Source organism: Brevibacillus invocatus (assembly GCF_003710915.1).
Lineage (GTDB): Bacteria > Bacillota > Bacilli > Brevibacillales > Brevibacillaceae > Brevibacillus > Brevibacillus invocatus.
Genome location: NZ_RHHR01000053.1, coordinates 1 through 21,640 on the forward strand (window position 1 = coordinate 1; position 21,640 = coordinate 21,640).

At 48.5% G+C, this 21,640-nt stretch carries 24 protein-coding genes; 9 read left to right on the plus strand and 15 right to left on the minus strand.

What is annotated here, in order from left to right; genetic code table 11:
- The first annotated feature begins 200 nt into the window (after positions 1–200).
- Both EDM52_RS22605 and EDM52_RS22610 read left to right on the plus strand, forming a co-directional pair.
- Entirely contained in the window at positions 201–2,177 is a 1,977-nt protein-coding gene (locus EDM52_RS22605) for a beta-propeller domain-containing protein (protein WP_122911175.1), read from the plus strand.
- Between the two features lie 79 nt (positions 2,178–2,256).
- Positions 2,257–2,943, plus strand: a complete 687-nt coding sequence (locus EDM52_RS22610) for a tetratricopeptide repeat protein (protein WP_122911194.1) — start codon at positions 2,257–2,259, stop codon at positions 2,941–2,943.
- A 90-nt stretch (positions 2,944–3,033) separates the two neighbouring features.
- Here EDM52_RS22610 and EDM52_RS22615 read toward each other — a convergent pair whose 3' ends face one another.
- Together EDM52_RS22615 and EDM52_RS22620 are read right to left on the minus strand one after the other, a co-directional pair.
- Entirely contained in the window at positions 3,034–3,726 is a 693-nt protein-coding gene (locus EDM52_RS22615; RefSeq protein ID WP_122911176.1) for an MBL fold metallo-hydrolase, read from the minus strand.
- Between the two features lie 82 nt (positions 3,727–3,808).
- Positions 3,809–4,600, minus strand: a complete 792-nt coding sequence (locus EDM52_RS22620) for an ABC transporter ATP-binding protein (protein WP_122911177.1) — start codon at positions 4,598–4,600, stop codon at positions 3,809–3,811.
- Between the two features lie 469 nt (positions 4,601–5,069).
- Here EDM52_RS22620 and uvsE point away from each other — a divergent pair, with 469 nt between their 5' ends.
- A complete protein-coding gene (gene uvsE, locus EDM52_RS22625) occupies positions 5,070–5,999 on the plus strand; it encodes a UV DNA damage repair endonuclease UvsE (RefSeq protein WP_057133788.1) in 930 nt (309 codons plus the stop codon).
- Positions 6,000–6,100: 101 nt separating this feature from the next.
- Here uvsE and EDM52_RS22630 read toward each other — a convergent pair whose 3' ends face one another.
- Both EDM52_RS22630 and EDM52_RS22635 read right to left on the minus strand, forming a co-directional pair.
- A complete protein-coding gene (locus tag EDM52_RS22630; RefSeq protein ID WP_057133789.1) occupies positions 6,101–7,981 on the minus strand; it encodes an ABC transporter permease in 1,881 nt (626 codons plus the stop codon).
- Positions 7,982–7,993: 12 nt separating this feature from the next.
- Positions 7,994–8,761, minus strand: a complete 768-nt coding sequence (locus tag EDM52_RS22635; RefSeq protein WP_057133790.1) for an ABC transporter ATP-binding protein — start codon at positions 8,759–8,761, stop codon at positions 7,994–7,996.
- A gap of 564 nt (positions 8,762–9,325) precedes the next feature.
- Here EDM52_RS22635 and EDM52_RS24875 point away from each other — a divergent pair.
- The 4 genes from EDM52_RS24875 to EDM52_RS22655 all read left to right on the plus strand — a co-directional run bounded on the left by EDM52_RS24875 (position 9,326) and on the right by EDM52_RS22655 (position 12,179).
- Positions 9,326–9,466: a hypothetical protein gene (locus tag EDM52_RS24875; RefSeq protein WP_183185303.1), complete on the plus strand. Its 141-nt coding sequence runs from the start codon at positions 9,326–9,328 to the stop codon at positions 9,464–9,466.
- 30 nt (positions 9,467–9,496) lie between these two features.
- Positions 9,497–9,904, plus strand: a complete 408-nt coding sequence (locus EDM52_RS22645) for a hypothetical protein (RefSeq protein ID WP_122911179.1) — start codon at positions 9,497–9,499, stop codon at positions 9,902–9,904.
- A gap of 255 nt (positions 9,905–10,159) precedes the next feature.
- A complete protein-coding gene (gene hutH, locus EDM52_RS22650; RefSeq protein ID WP_122911180.1) occupies positions 10,160–11,671 on the plus strand; it encodes a histidine ammonia-lyase in 1,512 nt (503 codons plus the stop codon).
- A gap of 73 nt (positions 11,672–11,744) precedes the next feature.
- Positions 11,745–12,179: a thiol-disulfide oxidoreductase DCC family protein gene (locus tag EDM52_RS22655; protein WP_245997315.1), complete on the plus strand. Its 435-nt coding sequence runs from the start codon at positions 11,745–11,747 to the stop codon at positions 12,177–12,179.
- A 3-nt stretch (positions 12,180–12,182) separates the two neighbouring features.
- Here the strand turns inward: EDM52_RS22655 and EDM52_RS22660 are convergent, their stop codons facing one another.
- The 10 genes from EDM52_RS22660 to EDM52_RS22705 form a co-directional block, all read right to left on the minus strand.
- On the minus strand, positions 12,183–13,106 hold the full coding sequence (locus EDM52_RS22660) for an aldo/keto reductase (RefSeq protein ID WP_057133793.1): 924 nt from the start codon (positions 13,104–13,106) through the stop codon (positions 12,183–12,185).
- 37 nt (positions 13,107–13,143) lie between these two features.
- Positions 13,144–13,653: an acyl-CoA thioesterase gene (locus tag EDM52_RS22665; protein ID WP_057133877.1), complete on the minus strand. Its 510-nt coding sequence runs from the start codon at positions 13,651–13,653 to the stop codon at positions 13,144–13,146.
- 33 nt (positions 13,654–13,686) lie between these two features.
- Positions 13,687–14,412: a DUF3109 family protein gene (locus EDM52_RS22670; RefSeq protein WP_245997316.1), complete on the minus strand. Its 726-nt coding sequence runs from the start codon at positions 14,410–14,412 to the stop codon at positions 13,687–13,689.
- 41 nt (positions 14,413–14,453) lie between these two features.
- Positions 14,454–14,774, minus strand: coding sequence for a hypothetical protein (locus EDM52_RS22675; RefSeq protein ID WP_122911183.1), 321 nt, complete (start codon positions 14,772–14,774; stop codon positions 14,454–14,456).
- A gap of 121 nt (positions 14,775–14,895) precedes the next feature.
- Positions 14,896–15,180, minus strand: coding sequence for a 4a-hydroxytetrahydrobiopterin dehydratase (locus EDM52_RS22680; protein ID WP_057133796.1), 285 nt, complete (start codon positions 15,178–15,180; stop codon positions 14,896–14,898).
- 89 nt (positions 15,181–15,269) lie between these two features.
- Positions 15,270–16,007: a class I SAM-dependent methyltransferase gene (locus EDM52_RS22685; RefSeq protein ID WP_122911184.1), complete on the minus strand. Its 738-nt coding sequence runs from the start codon at positions 16,005–16,007 to the stop codon at positions 15,270–15,272.
- Between the two features lie 92 nt (positions 16,008–16,099).
- The gene (locus EDM52_RS22690; protein ID WP_057133798.1) at positions 16,100–16,786 is read right to left on the minus strand and encodes a deoxynucleoside kinase; all 687 of its coding nucleotides are present in this window, start codon (positions 16,784–16,786) and stop codon (positions 16,100–16,102) included.
- Positions 16,787–16,834: 48 nt separating this feature from the next.
- On the minus strand, positions 16,835–17,470 hold the full coding sequence (locus EDM52_RS22695; RefSeq protein ID WP_122911185.1) for a deoxynucleoside kinase: 636 nt from the start codon (positions 17,468–17,470) through the stop codon (positions 16,835–16,837).
- Between the two features lie 129 nt (positions 17,471–17,599).
- A complete protein-coding gene (gene splB, locus EDM52_RS22700) occupies positions 17,600–18,667 on the minus strand; it encodes a spore photoproduct lyase (protein ID WP_122911186.1) in 1,068 nt (355 codons plus the stop codon).
- A gap of 75 nt (positions 18,668–18,742) precedes the next feature.
- Positions 18,743–18,952 carry a hypothetical protein gene (locus tag EDM52_RS22705; protein WP_122911195.1) on the minus strand — a complete coding sequence of 70 codons (210 nt, stop codon included), beginning with the start codon at positions 18,950–18,952 and terminating at the stop codon, positions 18,743–18,745.
- A gap of 110 nt (positions 18,953–19,062) precedes the next feature.
- On the opposite strand from EDM52_RS22705, the gene EDM52_RS22710 reads away from it, so the two are divergent.
- On the plus strand, positions 19,063–19,533 hold the full coding sequence (locus tag EDM52_RS22710) for a sigma factor (RefSeq protein ID WP_122911196.1): 471 nt from the start codon (positions 19,063–19,065) through the stop codon (positions 19,531–19,533).
- Positions 19,530–20,723, plus strand: coding sequence for a DUF4179 domain-containing protein (locus EDM52_RS22715; protein ID WP_183185305.1), 1,194 nt, complete (start codon positions 19,530–19,532; stop codon positions 20,721–20,723). The genes EDM52_RS22710 and EDM52_RS22715 overlap by 4 nt, the downstream gene beginning before the upstream one ends.
- Positions 20,724–20,777: 54 nt before the next feature.
- Here EDM52_RS22715 and thiD read toward each other — a convergent pair whose 3' ends face one another.
- Positions 20,778–21,572 (minus strand): bifunctional hydroxymethylpyrimidine kinase/phosphomethylpyrimidine kinase, encoded by a 795-nt coding sequence (gene thiD / locus EDM52_RS22720; RefSeq protein ID WP_122911188.1) that lies wholly within the window; start codon positions 21,570–21,572, stop codon positions 20,778–20,780.
- Positions 21,573–21,640: the final 68 nt, after the last annotated feature.

A 21,640-nucleotide genomic window follows, 5' to 3' on the forward strand; every position in this document is an offset into this window, starting at 1 on the left:
AGAAGTAATGATTGGCTTCTTAGCCCCGACTTCCGTTCCTCGCCCCACGGGGTTGCGGTACGGGGTTCGGCTAAGGCCTCCAAACCATGGCTTCAAATTCAATTTAACTGGAATTCTCTTCACTCTCTTTCCGTTGTCCGGATCAACTGGAAATTGTCTGAAGAAGAGCTTCTAACAATGATTATACGAGGGGGAACAAGATGAAAAAGAGATTTCTCTGGATCGTCTCTTCTGCTCTGGCATTGACTACCGCATTCACCGTCATGGCGAGTACGTGGAGTGTCGAACCAGAAGTAGTCGAAGCAGCCGATGTTGAAGAAGATGAACTACCTGTGGTCGGCTCCTATGAAAACCTGAAAAAATTGTTGGCCAAAGAGATGCAGCAGCGTCACTTGTACGGTATGGTCAGAGCAGAGGCGGAAACGGCGGTTGTAGCTGCTCCGGCGGCTGGCGCACCAGCACCTGCTCAAGACACGACTTCTGCAAAGAGTGCCGATTACTCCACGACGAACACGCAGGTGCAAGGCGTAGATGAAGCGGATTTGGTCAAGACAGACGGAACTTATTTGTATCAGGCTACCTCAGAGCAAATTCGAATTGTGCAAGCCGTCCCGGCAAATGAGATCAAGGTCGCGAGTCGAATCGACTATGCAGGGGGAAAATTTCAGCCTCTGGAGCTTTACGTAGATGATTATCGACTCGTAGTGATCGGACAGTCCTATGAAACCTTGGCAACCAAAGTTTCAGCCGCACCATCCGCGAAAAAAATCGCCCGTCGAACATACGATCAACAAATGGTTAAAGCAAAAGTATACGACATCACAAATAAACAGCAGCCTCGTTTGACTCGGGAGCTGGACGTTGAGGGGCATTACTTGTCTTCTCGTAAAATCGGCTCTAGCCTGTATTTAGTTGCAAATCATTATATCGATACGTACGGAGTCATGGAGGACCAAGCAGAGCCAGCTCCCATCTATCGCGACCGAGCTCAGGGAGAAGAGTATCAGCGGATGCCCTTTAGCGAGATCCGTTACTTCCCGGAAAGTCTAGCCCCCAATTATCTCATGGTCGCCGGCATAAACCTGGACGACGCCATGCAAAAAATGTCGGTGCATTCGTATTTGGGCGGGGGTGAAAATATGTATGCATCTGCTGAAAATCTTTACGTAGCTGTTTCAGAGCATAAAGCAGACGCCCCCGTGAAGATTTTCCAAAGCAGTTCATTCGCTCCTGCTCCTCTTGAGGAGAAGATCAACACCACCCTTTATCGCTTTGCCCTGAAAAATGGGACTCTCTCCTTCTCGGCAAAGGGAAGCGTGCCTGGAACCATCCTAAACCAGTTCTCCATGGATGAACACGGTGGATACCTGCGAATCGCCACAACCAGCGGGAATATTTGGCGCACAGATGAGGGCACTTCCAAAAACAATTTGTACGTGCTGGATGATGAATTGAACATACACGGAAAGCTGGAGGGCATCGCTCCTGGCGAACGCATCTACTCCGCACGCTTTATCGGAGATCGCGCATACATGGTGACCTTCAAAACAGTAGATCCGCTGTTTGTCATTGATCTGAAGAAGCCAAACGCCCCTGCCATTTTGGGAGCGCTGAAAATCCCGGGATACAGTGATTATCTGCATCCATATGACGAAAATCACCTGATCGGCTTCGGCAAGGAAGCAGAAGCCATGAAAGACATGGCCTACTATCAAGGAATGAAAATTGCGCTCTTCGATGTGACGGATGTGACGAAACCGATCGAAAAGTTTAAAACCGTGATTGGCGATCGCGGGACAGACTCTGAGCTTTTGCATGATCACAAAGCTTTGTTGTTCTCCAAGGAGAAAGAGCTTCTCGCCTTCCCTGTGACTGTCCATGAGTTGACGAAACAGCAAAAAGCGCAGAACGACATCCGGGAATACGGACACTTTACCTTCCAAGGGGCGTACCTCTATCAGCTCAACCTGCAGAAGGGATTCGTTTTGAAAGATACCATTTCCCATCTGAACGAAGAAGATCTCCGCAAGTCTGGGGATTATTGGTATGGCAGCGATAAAAATATTCGACGCATTCTCACGATTGGGGATACACTATACACCGTTTCAGACAGCATCGTCCAAGCGCAGAAGCTCTCATCCAACCACCCACTCGGAACACTTGCTCTGACAAAGTAGAGGTAATTCTCTGTCAAGCAGACAGGTTCTGTGCTAAGATGAACAGGTAACGAATCAGGAAGAAAGGGTGTCATCCCACGTGGAATATTTGAACTTGAATTTGACCTCAACAATTGCGGGATTGGCAGCCGTTTTACTGGTCATGTTTTTACGACTTCATTGGCCCTTCCGCTTTCAATACATCGCCTATCTTTTCAAGCGCCGACCTGAATTCCGTTTACGGTGGCTGGATGCTTCCTATCGAAAAAACCGCTCTCGCTCTGTAGCCATGCTGGATAAATCAACGCATGAAATACTCATCGGCAATTACGAACTGGCTGAAAAATATATTGTTCAAGGCTTGAATGTATGCAAGGAACGACCTTCCCTGTTTAATCAAGCGATGATCCACTATTTGTTCTACAACCTGGCAATCGTATACTACTCATCTGGTCGCTACAATGAAGCCTTGGAAGTCGCTTTCCGCGTCTATCAGCGCGATCAGGGTATGACGGATTCACTAGCCGTCATTGCCTGCGCACATGCCAGATTGGGAGAAGTAGAAAGTGCACAGGAAGCATACAAGTTGATCGCCAAAAAACGTTCTGCCCGCGACTGGAAGCTGTTATGTCTAGCAGAGATCGAAGCTGCAAAAGGAAATTACGAGCATGCTCTTGCTCATTTGCGCCAATTGATGGGCAATTCCACTCATTTTCAACACCTGAACCGGGCAGAGCTCGAAAAGCGTCTGGAAGAATGGCAAAAGGCTTCAACCCAAGCCGGGTAATCTTACAGAAACAACAAAAACACTACACATTTTCCCGTGTAGTGTTTTTTCATGTAAAAATGGAGCTGTACCTTAGCTCCTTTGCTTGTATTATGGCTTATGAATCACCTTGATCAGCTCTTGCAGGAAGGGAGCGATCTCTCCTTGCAAGATCGGGCCGTGTCCCGTAGCCAAATATTCAATCGGCCAGTTCAACAGAATTTCCAAGCCCTCAACGTATACCTGCGCACGCTCAGGCTCTTTTTTCCCCCACTCTTCGATCTGTTTTAAATAGGATGTACGGAGTTCCGGTTCTTTTCCCACGATTTGTCCCAACGGCGCCCCCAAAAAGCGGAGGTGATCGCCTACAAAGCAAACCTTGGTTTTAGGATCAAAAAACGCCACTGAGCCTTCCGTATGAAAAGAGAGCTGCCGAAACTTTAACGAAGCAAGCTCTCCTCCATTACCCGTAAATGTGTGTCCGAAAAACGTTTGCGAAAAATCATCCAGCTCGTAATAATCATCAAGATGAATCCAGTTATTACGAGAAGGAAACAGATCAGCGTTTCCGATACGATCCGCATTTCGATGGGTAAAATACACGTACTCGATTTGTCCAGTTGTAACCCCGATCTCCGCTAATGCCTGTTGAAAATAAGCACGATGCTTGCGAAGATGGGAATCAATCAAAATGTATGAATCACCGTGTTTGATTACATAACTGTTGACGTAACTTTTCCAAGCTTCTTCATAGGTAAAAATCGCCCAGGTGGAGTCAGCAATTGGTGCAGTCACATTCGTCATGCCTCCATCTCTCCTCTCCTCCCAGATAAAGTTCCTTACTATTAGTATACACAAACATCCCTTTTCGTGATGTTGCGTTTGCTTATCGAATCATTGCTTCCTCTCCAATACTAATCCAGGAGCGCCCTTGCGATTGTCGGATGTCTACTGGTACTCCGAAAAAGCGCGTCAATTCAGGTGCAGTCAAGACCTTTGACGTTTCATCTGCCACATCCACCGTTCCCTCCTTCAAGAGAAGCGTATGGCTGAAGCATGGAAGAATTTCTTCGATGTGATGCGTCACGTAGAGAAGGGTCGGTCCGTTTGGCTGTTCGGCAATTTGTTCGATCATTGCGAGAAGCTGCTCTCGAGTAAGGAGGTCCAGACCAGTACACGGCTCGTCCAGAATGAGCAACCGAGGTGAAGCCATCAATGCACGTGCGATCAGTACCTTTTGCCGCTCTCCTTGGGATAGGGCGCGAAATGGTCGGTTTCGCAAATGCGTGCAACCAAACGTCTCCAGCAATTCGGACGCTCTGTCGAGATCCTCTTGGCTTGGCGTTGTATACAGCCCAATCGTCGCTTCTCTTCCGCTCAGCACTAATCGATAAGCCGTCTCATGGTCGTGCATCTGTGCGATCAAAGCCGTACTTACCCAACCAATCGACTTGCGCACTTCACGTACGTCGACCTCACCATAGCGATGTCCCAAAACTCGAACCTCACCGCTAGTCGGCCACATGTATCCACAGAGAATCTGTAGCAAGCTCGTCTTTCCAGAGCCGTTCAATCCAACTATACACCAATGCTCCGAATCCTTTACCTGCCAGCTGATGTTTCGCAGGATGGTTGTATCATCGCGCTGCCATTCGACATTTTTCACATCAATGACCATCGTAGCCCCACTCCTGTTCCGTTCGATTCGCTCGATACTATCTGATAATTACGAGTATACCTGTCATTTTGGTGGCAATCAATTCTTTTATCTTTGGTGAAAAAACCTTCATGTGCAAAAGGAAGCGCATGAAGGCCAAGCAAAAGGACGAAAAAGGGAGCAAGGATATGTCATTAATTTACAATTTAATCTATATTTTAGAATAGTTTGTCGTCATTGTCCATGAAAAACAGAAGAAAAGAACAGTCGGACAGGAGTCGCCCCCTACCTTCTGCTCCACTTTTTACTGAATTTGATTCCGTTTTTGTTCCATGGCTTCCTTGATCAGTATCACCCCATGTGAAAGGGTAGTTCCTCCGCTAGAATCATTCATGCTAGTTTTTCTTCACTGGGAAGTTTTCATACTCGACCAGACTCAAGATTGGGGAACACTAGAACCACGACGATGCTGCGTAAAGGAGGGAACACCATGATTCGCCTAGGCTATGCCTGCATCAGCGTAAACACCAAAAACAATCCAAACAAAAAAACCACTGTAGCGCAATTAAACAAGCTAGATCCACCTGCCCAGTTGAAAAAACTAAGGCAAGTCATGCAGACCAACTTTTTCAATTTGATGGATCTGCTGGCTTACAATGTAGAGCATGAAATTTTTGTATACCGGCTGCCTTCTGAATTTGTTCCACTCGCTACCCATCCGGTGGCAGCAGAATGGGACTGGGCCAAGGAATTTGCATGGGACTTTAAAAAAGCAGGCGAGTACATTCGCAAGCACGGAATACGCGTCACTGCACACCCTGGACATTACAGCATTCTCAATACTGACAAGCCCTCTGTTCTGGAGTCGACCATTCAGGATTTTTCCTACCACGCTCGAGTATTTGATCTCTTAGATCTCGACAACAATTCTGTACTGGTCACGCATGTTGGCGGTGTTTATGAGGATAAAGCTGCCTCGCTTGATCGATTCGCCACTCATTTCGAGAACCTTCCCGAGCAGGTGAAAAAGAGACTGGTGGTCGAAAACGATGATGTTTCGTTTTCGATGCGCGACGTGCTGGAGCTGTGCGAACGGATTGGCGTACCAATGGTATTGGACATTCACCATCACGCTTGCCTGTCCGACGGCGAAAATTGGGTGGAGTATTTGCCACGCATCATCGACACTTGGAAGGACAGAACCCCCAAAATGCATATATCCTCCCCAAAGTCAGAGCAAGATTATCGTGCCCATGCAGACAACATCGATCCGGAGCAATTCCTGAATTTCGTCCAGTCACTCGCTGATTACAACGTCGATATTATTCTGGAGTGCAAAAATAAGGACGACGCCTTGTTAACACTGCGCCGTCATCTCGTCAAGGCTGGCTATGCGGGAGAAACCGTTGCTTATACTTGACAAGATACAAGCATAAATAGAAAAAACGTCAGGGCAAATAACCCTGACGGTCATGTTCATCATAGCCTGCCCTCTTCTCCAAAGTGAATAGTGCATTTCATTCACGCTTCTTTTGGCAAAACGATCCCTTGGTAAAGTCGTACAGTAATGTAGTAGTAAATTGCATAGATCGCCAGGAAAATCACGGTTGGTACCCAGATGTTCACATACGGGTCCAGGAGAATAAACGAAAACATTTGCATACCCACCAGGACATGAACGAGACCTACCAATGCCGGGAATACGAACACCAGGAAAAGCTCCTTGTAAATGGAACCGATCAATAACGACTGGCGCACGCCGATTTTTCGCAGCATCATGTAGCGGTCCTTGTCGCGAGTAGCACCGGACAATATTTTAAACATCAAACAGCTGGCCATCATCGCCAAAAAGGCAATCCCCAAAAAGAAGCCCATGAACATGGTGCCGCTCGTAAATGCATACACCGCTTCGTAAGTACTGTATTTGGTGGACAAATACACTTCCCGCTCTTCATTTTCAAGGGACGATTGGATCCACTGTTTTTGCCGCTGATCCATGGCTTTTAATGCTGGTTTGTAGTTCAAATAATCATCTACTTGAGCAATCAACACCTGATGCTCACTGCCTGTGATTCCCTCATAGGTTGCCCGATCCACGATCTGAACCGTTCTGCCCTTCAGCATTTCATAGCTAATCATGAATTCTGTGGAAATGGCCTGATCCCACTCAGCTGGAACTTCCTCCAGATTCGTACGGTCATCCTGACTGGCGTACATGATATACCCATCATGAGGAAGATCCTCTGCCACCCGTTTGGGTTTGTTCTCGGATGAATAGTTCTCGATGCTGTTCGTCGAAATCAATGGCGGATGGGCAAGCAGATCATCCTTTACATAGTAGTACCCCTTGTCATCCATCTTGTAGCGGTACGTATTCTGCTCGATTACGTTCATATTCTTCAGGGCTTGAATATCTTCTTCGGCCGGATCATGCAAAGTGATGTCATAGACGTGCTGCGCACTGGAAATCAGATCTACGTTCTGCTGGAAAGCCAATCCCCCAGCCATCGCCCCGACGCCAAGTGCGATCAGCATCGCTACCGTACCGAGAACTTTGGTCAGATTGTTCACCCGAAATCGAAGCTGGGCAAATGTAAATGCATTTAATTGACGATCATTAAGCTGCTGATTTTTCTTCAATGCCTGTACAAAAACAGGCAGCAGCGAGATAAAAATCAGGTACGTCCCAATCGTGGTGGCACCAGCCCCAATGATCAGACCAAGCACCTGCAGGACCATAATCTCAATCAGCGCGTAATAGCCTACTGCTACCAGCAGCACCCCGATCAAAGCAACCACTATCGTGCCTATTCCCCTGCGTTTCATGGTGTCGTTTTGCTGCTCGGCCCGGATCAGATCCAGTTCGGTCGCCCTCGCCAAACGGATGGCGTTGATGGTCGAGGTAATCAGAAACAACACCAGGAAAAATCCCCACGTCATCCAAAGCGCCGGCACGTAAAAAGGATAGTATCCCTCTGGCGAAATCTCCAACAGATTCATCAACAGTTTGCCGATCCCGCTGGACAAGATGATGCCGACAATACTTCCAATACATAAAGAAGCTATCCCCATCATCAACGTTTCCCAGAATAGAATCTGGCTAATCTTCCCTTTTTTCGCTCCTAGCACCATGTACATGCCCAGCTCTTTGCGTCGCAGTGAGAGCAGGAAGGAGTTAGCGTAGAAAATATAGAACACGGTGATGAACGCCAACAGGAATGCCCCTACGTTGAACACGATCTGGATGGATGAGATCACCGAATTGCCTTTGGTGAAGTCCGAATTGAGGGCAAGCGTCTGAAACATGTAGAAAATCGAGATGGAGATGACCAGGCCCACCAGTAGAACTAGGTAATCCTTCATCATCTTTCGCATACTGGACAAAGATAGCTTGAATAGCATCAATCGTACCTCCTAGTGCACATCATGTGATGCACCCAGCTCGGCCAGTACATCCAGAATTTGTTTGAAAAAGGGTTGTCGATCCCCAGTCCGGTGAATCTCGGTATAGAGCTTGCCGTCCTGAATGAACAGGATTCGCTTGCAATAGCTTGCGGAAAATGCGTCATGAGTGACCATCATGATGGATACTTGGTGATTTTCGTTCAGGTCTGTCATCGTTTCGAGCAAGCTTTTGGCATTCTTGGAATCCAGTGCACCCGTCGGCTCATCCGCCAGTAAAATGGCTGGATCATGAACGAGCGCACGTGCTGCTGCGGCCCGTTGCTTTTGTCCTCCGGATATTTGCACGGGATATTTTTGCAAAATCTCTTCGATTCCGAGTGTTTGCGCCACCCTATTTACCTTGGTGACAATTTCTTTCGACGATACACCCTGAAGGGAGAGCGGCAGCGCTATGTTCTCGTAGACGGTCAGATTCTCCAAGAGGTTGAAATCCTGAAAAATAAAACCCAGTTTTTGTGAGCGAAAATCCGCCAGCTGGTTTTGTTTCATCTGTGTAATATTTGTTCCTGCAATTTCGATCAAGCCTTCCGTTGGCCGATCCAATGTGGAAATGACGTTGAGGAGCGTCGTTTTTCCTGAACCGGATGGCCCCATGATTCCGACGAATTCTCCTTTTTCAATCGTGAGCGATACTCCTTTTAAAGCATGTGACTGGCTTTCCCCTTTTTTCCCGTATATTTTCTGAACGTTTTTCACATCTAGTACGGACGCACTCATTGTCGTTCCTCCATTTCATTTCCAAGCATCTAGCTGGCGTACTTTCGTAAAGGCTCGCTATTACTGTAACGAAATTCCATTGAGGTTAGCTATTGATCTACCTTACAGTTTGCTTTCGGTTTTGTAAGGAAAGAGAACATAGAAAAACCGCCAGGCAACATCCTGACGGCTCTATACGGACAGATATCCAGCAAAAAAGCAGCCGTTCTTCCCGGGAAGATTGACTGCTTTTAGGGGCTTTCACCTGTAAGCTTCTCTTAATAGGAACAGCCACAGTCGCAGCGATGTCCTGATGAGGATGAGGATGAAGAGCAAGAAGACGAGGATCTTCTGTGCCCAGAGGAGCTGCTTCCTCCGTCGTACATCCGGCAGCGATCATGGTAGTGTTTCATTCTTTGCTTATGATGCTTGTAATGCTTTCTGTATTCGCTGTATTTTCGTCTGTGCTCTCGATGCTCGTGGCACTTGTGCTCGAAAAAGTGCATCCGATCCCGGTGAAAATGAAGCTTGAACAGATACAGTTCGATTTCTGCTTCATGCTTGGAGCGGGAACGAGGAGGTCGCATGTTTGGAGACATGTTTGGAGACATGTTTGGTGACATATTTGGTGACATGTTTGGCGGCATCGGATTCGCTGGCATGCGATTGGGTGGCATCGGATTCATCGGCATACGGTTTGGAGGCATCGGATTCACCGGACTTTGATTGGATGGCATACGGTTTGGAGGCATGGGTTTGATTGGAACACGCTTCGGCGGCATCGGATTGGCTGGTTTCGGGATCGATTGGTTAGGTGCTGGAATAATGGGCCTTTGCGGCATGGGTCTAGCAGGGCGATGTTCCTTCTTCGGCATTGGCATATTGGGTGACGGTAGGTTTGGTGAAGGTAGGTTTGGTGACAGATTTGGGGAAGGCATGTTCGGTGATGGCATCGATGGAGATGGGCGGGAAGGCGATGGTAGCGGCATGCTCGAAGAAGGTGGTTTTGGCATTTCTTTAGGCCGCCTTGGCGGCGTTGGTGGCACTTTTCGACGTTTTTCCAAAGACTCTCACACGTCCTTTCGGGTAAAATCACACAGTACATGGTATGACGTTTATCACGATCAAGAAACGACACTTGCCCATATTGGAAAAAAGGACTAAGCCCGTTTTTTCCGAACAGGTGCAGAAGCCGTGCCATCCTCCTATTGACTGCGCGAATGTATCAGGTAAAATGGTATCAATAACAGAATTATCCAAACACGCACAGAGAGCGAAAGTGAGGAAAACGTATGCCGGGCGACAGGCTATTCACGTTTTGCCATTTGCATATACAAACCCAGGAAGAGGGGTTAGGATCATAGATCCTACCCCTCTTCCTTTTTCGTTCTCTGCTCTGCTAAAGGAGGAAAATATACCATGTCTTCACTGCCAGTCGTTGAATTGGACGGAAATACGCTGCATATCGAGCAGGTCATTTGCATCGCAAAATCACAATCTCTGATATCCATCCCTGAAGCCGCTCGCGAAAAGGTGCGTCACTCTCGAACGATGGTGGAACAGATGGTCAGTGGACAGCAAGTCGTGTACGGGATAACCACAGGCTTCGGCAAATTCTCGGATGTCATGATCACAGGTGAGGATGTCACCCAGCTTCAAGAAAACCTGATCATGAGTCACGCTTGCGGTATGGGAGAACCGTACCCTGTAGAAGTCGTTCGTGCAATGATGACATTGCGGATCAACGCGCTGGTAAAGGGCTATTCGGGAATCCGGGAAGAGACCTTGCTTCATCTGGTTGAGCTGGTCAATCGAGGCGTTCACCCGATCATCCCGCAGCAAGGCTCGCTCGGGGCAAGTGGTGATCTTGCTCCACTGGCTCATATGGTTCTGGTCATGCTCGGAAAAGGCGAGGCTGAGGTGAATGGAAAGCGAATGTCCGGCGCAGAGGCATTGGCCTTAGTCGGGTTAAATCCGATCCGACTTCAGGCGAAGGAGGGGCTTGCTCTCATCAACGGTACACAGGCCATGACTGCCCTCCTCTGCCTCTCTCTGGACGAAGCCAGAACTGTCATGGAAACCGCAGAGGTGATCGCTGCGATGACCGTAGAAGCTCTGCGTGGCATTCCCAAAGCATTTGACCCACAGCTTCATCTGGTTCGACCTCATCCTGGCCAGCAGGAGTCTGCCCGTCGACTCCTGCAACACCTGCAGGGCAGTGAACGTACCACGGTCCAGGGAGAAATTCGCGTGCAGGATGCCTATAGTCTTCGCTGCCTTCCACAGGTTCATGGTGCAACACGCGATACACTCGAATACGTCTGGACCACCGTGTCCCGTGAATGCAACAGTGTAACCGACAATCCGGTGCTGTTTACGGAAACGGGAGATGTGATATCCGGGGGGAATTTCCACGGACAGCCGATGGCTTTTGCTGCGGATTTCCTAGCGATTGCAATCGCAGAGCTCGGCAACATCTCCGAAAGGCGGACTGAGCGTCTGGTCAATCCACAGCTCAGCGGACTACCCGGATTTTTAACGGAAAACGGCGGACTTCATTCCGGCTTCATGATCACACAGTACGTAGCCGCTTCCATCGTTTCCGAGAACAAAGTGCTCTGTCACCCTGCCTCTGTCGATTCCATCCCCTCATCGGCAAATCAGGAGGATCATGTCAGCATGGGCACGACGGCGGCCCGCAAACTGAGAACGGTCGTGGCCAACACCGCAAAGGTACTCGCCATCGAGTATGTAGCAGCAGCGCAGGCCATTGAGTTTGGGACTGGTGAGCTTGGTTCAGGTACAAAACGCGCCTATGAACTCATCCGGCAGGTCATTCCACGATTGCGTGAAGACAGAGAAATGTACCTTGATTTGGCCAAAGCAGAAGATTTGATTCGCCAAGGAGCCCTGCGCGGGAATGGGCCATAGGAAAAAGTGTTCCGATTTGTTAGAATAGAAGTATGGATCCCTTTCATTTCCTGGTCCAATGGAGGTCTGCTGTATGACAGAGAAGTCCCCTATCCCCATGACTCATCCGCCAGAAGCGATTCTGCTCTTTGACGGGGTATGCCACATGTGCCACTCTTCGGTCCAATTCGTTCTTCGCCACAATGATAATGAAGACGTTTACTTTGCTTCCCTGCAATCGGAAATGGCGCAAAAGCTGCTAGCGACACATGGTTATTCTACAGTTGAACTGCAATCTGTGGTTTTTATCGAAGACGATCGGCTGTATACGAAATCTGATGCGGCATTACGGGTTGGAAAAAAACTAAACGGGGGATGGCGCACCTTCAGTCTCATTGGGCTTGCCGTCCCCCGCTTCATACGGGATCCGATCTATACATGGATTGCTCGCAATCGCTACCGGTGGTTTGGTAAAAGCGAGCAGTGTTTACTGCCTACACCGGAAGTCCGTGCTCGTTTTCTCGATTAAGGATTAAGGCTGCGGTCGTGCCTGCGGATGTTGATCACTCGCGAGCTCGGCCGCTTTTGCATTCGCTTCGACCTGTGCCGGGCTTTTACTCCCTGGAATAACCGTTGTCACAGCAGGATGGTTGAGGCACCAGGCCAGCGCCCATTGTGCCATATCAATCCCCTCTGGCACTTCGTTGCGCTTGATCTCCTCCACCTGTGAAAGCAGTTGTTTGACATGCTCAGGGTCATGTCTGTGGCGCACGTCATTGCCAGCAAACACAGTACCCGGCTTGTACTTTCCGCTTAAATATCCACTCGCCAACGGTACGCGTGCCAGCACCCCCAAATCCTGCTCCTGGCAGGATGCAAACACAGCCTCTTCCGGTTTGCGATCCAGGCGGTTGTAAACGACCTGTATCGTTTGGGCATTTATTTTAGTCGAGGATGAGGTTTGGTGCAGATTGTCGTTTTTCGCGATGGAAAGACCTAGATGACGAATCTTTCCTTCACTCACCTGTTTATCCAGCATGGTCCAGAGGTCGTCATTGTCAAAGGCTTCATCTGGGCCTGAATGAAACTGGTACAGATCGATGTAATCCGTCTGCAGGGCTTGAAGGGACTTGTCGAGTTGGTCCAGAACCTCTGCTGCACCATAGTGATTGGTTCGAGTAAAGCGATCGTGAAAATGATGACCAAACTTGGTGGCGACAATCCAGTCCTCACGACGGTCACGCTTCAGATAGTCTCCGATCAGACGTTCTGAAAGATGGTCACCGTAACATTCCGCGGTATCGATCAAATTAATGCCCAGCTCCTTGGCTGTGTGCAAGATCTGATCGACCTCGCCTTGCGTGAAGTCCATTCCCCACTCTCCACCAAACTGCCACGTTCCCACGCCTACGACGGAAACAGTCAAATCCGTTTTCCCCAGTCTGCGGTATTTCATCGTTTCTTCCTCCCTCACTCACGCTTTTTTTGGACAATCAAATGTTTTTCTTGATCGTCAGATGATCGATAAACGCCTGTGTATTTTGTTTGCGCTCTTTCCGCATTTTTTTACGGTCATCAGCGGTATCCAAGAGGTATTTTTCCGCTTCGGTTTCTGGAATAACAGGCGGTACTTCTGTCGGATTGCCTTCTTCATCCAAAGCAACGAACGTGAGGAAGGATGTAGCTGTCAATACACGCTCACCAGTCCGCAAATTCTCAGCGACCACCTTCACGAAAATCTCCATTGAGGTTCTTCCAGTCGAAGACACATAGGCCTCCAGACAAATGGATTGCCCCATTTTGACCGGTGCGAGAAAGTCGATGGAATCGATGGATGCCGTCACAACAGGACGACGTGAATGGCGCATGGCTGCAATCGCCGCTACTTCGTCAACATAAGCCATCATGGTTCCACCAAAAATCGTTCCGTGGTAGTTGGTATCCGAAGGCTGGACCAGAGAAGCCTGGATCGTACGCGATTCTTGAGTTGTTTTACCTATCATCACTGTTGCTCCTTTTCTCATAAAGCTTTCATCCTATCCTATGGTTGTAGCACTTTGTTCAATCTTCTCTTGCAGTATGCTCTCGATACGTTTCGCCTCATCGCCTAGCAAATAACGAAACAAGGGAAGATTCCACTCGTAGGCTGGCCGATATCCATCCACTGCAAAAAGATGGGCATCAAGATGTGTAGCTACTTTTCGTCGATCGAGACTAGCGCAATAAAATTGCTCCAAATAATCGGTGCCCCACCTGGAAAAAGAAGATGTCTCATTGGTTACAGCGGTCAGAAGGATACCAAGATCCGTCTGTATGAGGTCCAAAGGATAGAGCTGGCAGCTAAAGGGCTTTAACGGCAGCACGTCTTGCTCCATCTGCTCGGCGTAAGCGTGAATCGCACAACCGTAGCGCCCATCCCGCTCCTGATAAAACATACAGTTGCCATGCTCCATCCGAATGGTTCCAGGCGTCTTGTCCCAGACACCTTGATCCAGCCACTTTTTTGTTTTTTGCCTGTCCGTCAAATGTGCAGAAATCGCCGGAAATTCTCGCTCCAGAATAAAAACTTGTCGGGATTCCACCGCGTAGGGTTGTCCGCCTTCGCAGCATGTTTCCCGATGAACGCGACGGCAGTTCCAGCAATCCAAATGAAACAGGGAGAGCAGCGCTGCTGTGTCGATTAAGTATTTCCCTGCCTGAACCAACTCCCTCTTGTTCCGCTTCAGGTACTTTTCACAGTGATAAACTTCACTGCTTGTCATCGGATCTGTTGTCCCTATAAAAGAATAATTGCGCTCGCTTCTCATTTTTCCAGAACGAGCTCTGCTTCCGTACCAAAGATGGACAACCGACCTTCTTCCCAAACAGCCAGATCCACTTCCTCACTTGGTATTTCCATTAGGATTTCCACGATCTCCCCATCTTCTGCGGTGAGAATCAAGAGTAAATCCTTTTCGTCAAACTCATTATCCGTGAGCTTAAGCTCTGTCAGTGTGCCCCGAAACTGTGAGACTTCCTCATCCTCATTCTCGGTATCCCACTGGGTAAAGAAAAATGCCGCTTCCTGCTGTGCAAATTGTTCTTTCAAAACCTCAAGCAAACGCTCGTGCCGCTGAATTTCCATTCATGATCCCTCCGATATCTACTTACAGCCCATCATAGCAGAAGGCCAATCCAGATGCTACGGCTGAAACGTGAAAAACCGCCTCGTGAAGAGAAGCGGCTTTCTACCGTTTGAATCGGATTTAGCTCACCTTGCTGATCGTCTGTGCCAATGCAAAGTCCTTGCCTGTCAAGCCTCTCGCTTCTCGCGTCGTCAAAGTAAATGTGACTGTACCGGCACTCAAGTGAATCTCAACATGCTGACTATCGTGTTCCAAGCATTCGGCCACTCGATTGACCAGTCGGATTGCCTCAGCAAAATCCGCACAGTGATAGGTGCGAGACAGCGCCATCCGCTCCTCCACCAGCTTCCAGCCAGGAACCTTGCTTAAATACAGCTTCACTTGCTCAACCGACAGCTTACTCATGATAAGCTCCCCCTTATAGTCCGATGATGGTATGTAACACCATCTTATTCAGGGAATGATGCGCTTAGTCACGCTTATCCGCACTCCCTTTATTGCTTGTTAGCATAGAAGATCATGCGGGGAGAATCGGTTGCCACATAGGGTTGAAACTCGTAATTGCCGAATACCTGAATCTGTCCAAAACCAGCCTCTTCCAGCATGGTCATCATTTGCTCCACCGTAAACAATCGAACCTGCTCCATGTACTCACGAGGCTCTCTTGATGATTCATCACGAATCATGATCCGCTTTTTCACGAAACCGTCCTGAATCCAGCGCTCTTCATCAATCCTCATATCTTTGACCTCTTTCGTTGAACGAGGCACCAGATGGTCTTTGACGTAAGACGGATTGAGATAATCGATGATCAACTCGCCCTCCGACTTCAGGGCCTTAGCCATATTGCGGATGACTTTTGCATTTTCTTCGTCTGACGAGAAGTAGCCAAAGCTGGTGAATAAATTTACGACAATATCAAATTCGTTTTGAAACGGAATATCGCGCATGTCGCAGCGGACAAAACGGAGATTGGAAAAGTGATTCTGCTCTTCCGCCAACTGCAAAAGGACAGGCGATAAATCGACTCCAACGACTTCATAGCCCCGGCTAGCCAGTGCACGTGAATGACGCCCGCTTCCACAGCAAAGATCGAGTACCTTCCCCTGCTGCTTGATCGGCAGCCGTGCCAGCAAATTGCCAATTTCTTCATTCGCTGCTGAATCATCACGGTGCCGGTAAACCAGCACATAATCTTCGCGAAAGCTGCGTTCAAACCATTCTTCTGCCATGTCTGAGCTCCTTTTATCTTTCCAGAATGCTCCTATTATACCATAGAGGGGTTTGTTCGTTAGCCGATTCCTTTACGCAAAGTGTCGATGCGTTAAAGGCGAGTGGCTCTCCCGATTTTGATTTTCTCAGCCACGCGTGCGATGATACTTTCCATTGAGGTAGGCTCATGGACCACATCGTATTCGTTGATATTGATGCGCAAAATCGGGCAGGCCGAGAATGACGCAATCCACTCCTCGTAGCGTCCGTACAGGTCCTGCCAGTAATCGATCGGTGTTTGCTGCTCCATCGGGCGTCCGCGTTCCTTTACCCGACCGATGATATCTTCGAAACTGCCTTCGAGATAAATCAAAATATCAGGATGCGGAAAGTAAGGTGTCATGACCATCGCTTCAAACAACTCGGTATAGGTGCGATAGTCCTCCTCCGTCATATTCCCCTGCTCATACAGCATGCGCGCAAAAATTCCGGTATCTTCATAAATCGAGCGATCCTGGACAAAGCCGCCGCCGTACTCAAACATCCGTTTTTGTTCCTTGAAGCGCTCAGCCAAAAAGAAGATTTGCAAATGAAAGCCCCACCGGGACAAATCGTCGTAATAACGCCCCAAATACGGGTTGTTGTCCACTTTTTCTACAGAAACCCGAAAACCCAATTGATCAGCCAAAGCATGGGTAAACGTCGACTTCCCGACTCCGACCGTACCGCCGATCGTGATCACGGCATTACTGGGTATTCCGTATTTTTCTCGCAGAGGACTGCTATGAAACCTTGCCATGTACGCAACTCCTTATTTACATTCTTGCCCTTCAACTCGCAGCTCGGATTATTCTGCCGTCAGTTCCTTGACTTTTGGTTCAATGCGTTCCAGGACGTAACGCAAATCTTCCGGCTTATGTACAAAATCCAAATGATCGCAATCAAACTTGATCACCGGGATGTCAGGATGTTGTTTTTCGAAAGCATCCATAAATTCCTCGTAATCAGCAATGAGATGTTCCATATAGGCGACATCCATGCTTCTCTCCACATCGCGGTCTCGCATGGCTATTCGCTTCATGACCGTGTCGATGGAAGCGGTTAAATAAATCACCAGATGAGCTTGCGGGAGGTTTTCCGTCAGAATATCGTAGATTTTCAAATACTTGTTCAGATTGTCATCCGACAGTGTGCGTTTGGAAAAAATGGTATTTTTAAAAATGTTGTAGTCAGACACAACCGACTGATTTTGTTGCAGATACTTGGAATGAATGTCTTGCAGTTGCTTGTATCGATTGCACAAGAAAAACATTTCCAGCTGGAAGCTCCATTCGGCAATATTCTCGTAAAATTTTCCTAAAAACGGATTTTCATACACAATCTCTTCCAGAAGCTGCAACTCGAACGCCCGGCTCAGTTCCCGTGCCAGAGAGGTTTTGCCAATGCCGATCGGCCCCTCTACGGTAATCAAAATGGACTTCATTAGGATTGCTTCCTTTCACGAATATGAGAGCAAATCATATTGTAGCATGTCCAACGCACATTTGTCGAAACGATTCGGTTCCTGTAGAACGGTAAAAACTGCTCGCAGCATCGGAGCAGTTTTTACCGATTACGTAAAGTATTCGACGCGTGCCTGAGGAAACAATCTGGCAATTTCTTTTTCCAGATAGGCTTGCAAAGCTTTTGCTTTTACATCAGGGTACACATATTTTCCTTTGCCGTATTTGCCCCATTTGTATTTGCGCTCTACTTCATTCATTTCCAGCTTGGTCTTGGGGTATCGTTGCAAGATCAAGCTTTTGGCGATCTTCGTGAATCGATGCTGGATCAGCTCAAACGTCAAGTCCTCCATCGCTTCGGGAACCAACTCTTGGCGAAGTTTTTCCAATAGCTCCGTATATCCCTTTTCCCAGCCATCGAACCAGTACAATGGAGCAAGAATAAAACCGAGCGGATACCCTGCCTTGGCCACTTTCCCCGCTGCCTCCAGCCTTTGGCTAAAGCTGGACGTTCCAGGCTCAAAATTTTTGATCACATAATCGGCATTCATGCTGAAGCGAAAGCGCGTATGCTTGTTATGCTTGGCATCCAGCAGCGAGTCGACGTGATGAAATTTCGTGACAAACCGCAGACGCCCCCACTCTTGTTGTCCTATAAATTCGATGGCTCGCTTGAGATTTCCCGTAATATGTTCGATACTGACGGGATCAGAGGTACATGCCGCTTCAAAACGAGTGATCTCACCCGGTCTTTCCCGGATGTACTTTTCCGCCTGGGCAAAAATCTCGTCTGTGTTTACGTAAATGCGAATGTACGGCCTAGATCCGACATTGGTATTGAGATAGCAATAATGGCAATGCCCCACACAGCCAGTCGCGAGTGGTAGTGCGTATTCTGCAGAGGGCTTGGAAGGCTCGAATTTCAAGGTCTTGCGTACCCCGATGACCAGTGTCCGTTTGGCGTTTCGGAATTTCTCCACATCTGTTTCTCCAGGAATGCCGCGCACCTGATTGTGGCTGGTCGTCATCTGGATCGGAATTCCTTGTTGCTGATATCGTTCCACCAGCTCTTTGCCCAACGGATACTGGAGGGCGTTCGGTTCGACAAATACATAGTCGGGAACAAACAACTTGGCCCCGGTTTGTTGCTTCGGTGCTTCCAATATGGTCTTAGCCATGCTACACCCCCTGGTTCTAGTATCACCCTTTTCCCAACGGACACCTCATGGGGTTGCATGGCTGAAAGAGATTTCCTACAGCATGCTCTTGAACGTATGAAGCCTTTCCCTCGCCTGTTCTTCTTGCTCGACTGGCACCTGCAGCTTGTATACATGACCTTTTCGTCTGGTTCGCATTCCGACCAGCCTGACCTGAATTCCTTGCAGCTCCAAATATTGCCGGCATTCCTGAGCAACCCTCGGCAGGCCGTAGGATTCATGAATTGTGACCCATTTGATCCACATCTGCCCCACCCTTTTTTCGTCCTCTCCTAGTGTAAGCAGTCATGTTTGATCAGGTTCACCAAAACCGTTTATCCGTTTCGTGAGTCTAATGAGTGTAGGAGGGGGGGGACGTGAATCTGGAACAACTTGTCCTTGAAGCTCAAAAAGGGGACAATCATGCTTTTTATCAACTGATGCAGATGCACAAGGAAAGGCTTTATCGCGTCGCTTATGCCTTTTTGCGAAATGAACAGGACGCCTTGGAGGCCATCCAGGAGACGACCTGCCGGGCTTATCTCAAAATGTCACAGCTCAGGCAGCCTGCATTTTTTTCCACGTGGCTGACCCGCATCCTGATTCATTGCTGCATACATGAACAAAAACGACAAAAACGTTGGGTCATGGAGGACAAGGATCATGACCTGGCCGACAACCGGGTGGATCACACCAACAGCTGGAACAAGCATTGCGAGATGAAAAGCAGAGATTGCAGGAAACCACAATTCCTGCTGAAATCGATCGTGCTATCTTCTCGGGGGTACAAAAAGCACAGCAAATTCAACAGAGACGAAAACGCTTTTGGCGCTATGGAGCTACTTTGACGGCATCTGCTCTCCTCGTCGGATTCTTTTTTTCCATTCGGCTTTCTCCCGTCGTCGCTGCCTATGTCAGCCATATCCCCGGTATGGAAAAGCTCGTCGATCTCATCAGGGATGACAAGGGCTTGCAGCGGGCAACCGAGCATCAAATGGTGCAAAACGTCGAAGCGAGCGTGCAGGAGGGTGAGATCAGATTCAGTGTAGACGAAGTATTGATGGATGAGCGGCGGATGGTCATTTTCTACACCATTGAACACGAACAGCCGGACCATGTTCTGTCGCTGGACAAAATAGAGCTGATGGATGCATCAGGACAGCCATGGGGTTCTGGCATATCCTGGGGAAGCTCGATGAATAAAGGCAGCAAGACCAAAAATCGCGTCGATGTAAATCTTACGGAAAAGGACGTGGTACCGGATCAACTTCAGCTTCAGGTGACCGTCGCTGTAGATCAAACCGCTCTCGACGTCCCCATAAAGGTCTCTTTCCCCATTGATAAGGCGAGATACGCCGCTCATAAGGAGATCGTCTATGAGGTCAATCAGGAAGTGGCAGTCGACGGTCAGCGATTTACGATAGGCAAGATCACTGCCTACCCTACTCAGACGGAAGTGAGCATACACTTTGATCCTGCCAACAGCAAGCACATCTTTGACTTTGATCAATTGGCGCTCGCAGATGAACACGGCCATACGTATTCCTTCTGGGGCAATGGCGTTCCCTACACCCGGGATGGAGAAAATGTGGTGATTTACAATCTGGAAAGCATCTATTTTACACAGCCAGAACAGCTTTTTCTGCAAGCCAAGCAAATCAGGGCCTTGGATAAAGAAAAGCGTCACGTGACAATCGATGCACATTCAGGCACCTTGCTGAAAAAACCGGGTGATCGCGTTCATCTGGATGCATTGCGTCAAAACGATGACATCGTCGGAATGGATTTTTCTTTGCAAGTGGACGTTCAGGATGTCAATCGCTATGTTTCCTTCGTGAGTGATCTGACCGATGATCGAGGAAACGAATACGAACTGCTCCAAAGCACGTCTTCTTCCGATCATGAAAATGAACTCGTGCAGGTGTACGGGAAATTATTTAAACGGCTTACCTCGAAGGGCGCACCTACTGAATACCGATTTACGTTAGACAGCTACCCTACCCGACTTTCAGATGGCTTCCGCGTGCCAGTTAAATGACTTGTAAATGGACATACAAAAAGCCCGGATCAAACTTTCCGGGCTTTCCTGCACTTATTCGATGGCCGCCCAATGGTTCGTCGGACCATGTCCGCCTCCCAGCTCGGGTGCCGTTCTGATGGCTTCAAAGATAAAGCGGTTCGCTGTTTCAACTGCCTGAACCAACGGCCTTCCTTTTGCCAGCTCTGCCGTTAAAGCTGCCGAGAAGGTACAACCCGTTCCATGCGTATGGCGTGTCTGAATCCGTTCGTGTGCGATTTCATAAAAGGCCTGTCCATCGTAGAGGATGTCCAGCACTTCGTCCCCTTCGAGATGACCCCCTTTCATCATCACGTAACGTGCGCCTAAAGCATGGATCACCTTTGCCCCTTCGCGCATGTGCTCAGGTGTTCGAATCAGCATGCCAGTAAGAACTTCCGCCTCAGGCAGGTTTGGAGTCACAACCTCTGCCAATGGAAGCAAATCTTTTTTGAGAGCCTCTATCGCATCATCGCGAAGCAATTTTGCTCCTCCTTTTGCGATCATCACAGGGTCCACAACGAGTTTAATATTTCGGTACGGGTCAAGCTCTGCCGCTACAGCCCGAATGATAGCTGCATCAAAAAGCATTCCCGTCTTTGCTGCATCGGCACCGAGATCGAGCAGCACCTCACGAATCTGATGCGCTACCGCTTCAGTCGGCAACGGATATACACCAGAAACGCCCAAGGTATTTTGTGCCGTGATAGCTGTAATGGCACTCATCCCATAAACGCCGAATTGATGAAAGGTTTTAAGATCAGCCTGAATACCAGCGCCGCCGCCGCTATCCGAGCCTGCTATGGTCAATGCTTTCGCTCTGTTACTCATATTTTCCTCCACCGCCTGTCCATCTTTTCTATGATCTGATACTGAGTATATCATCGGATGGATTGGTT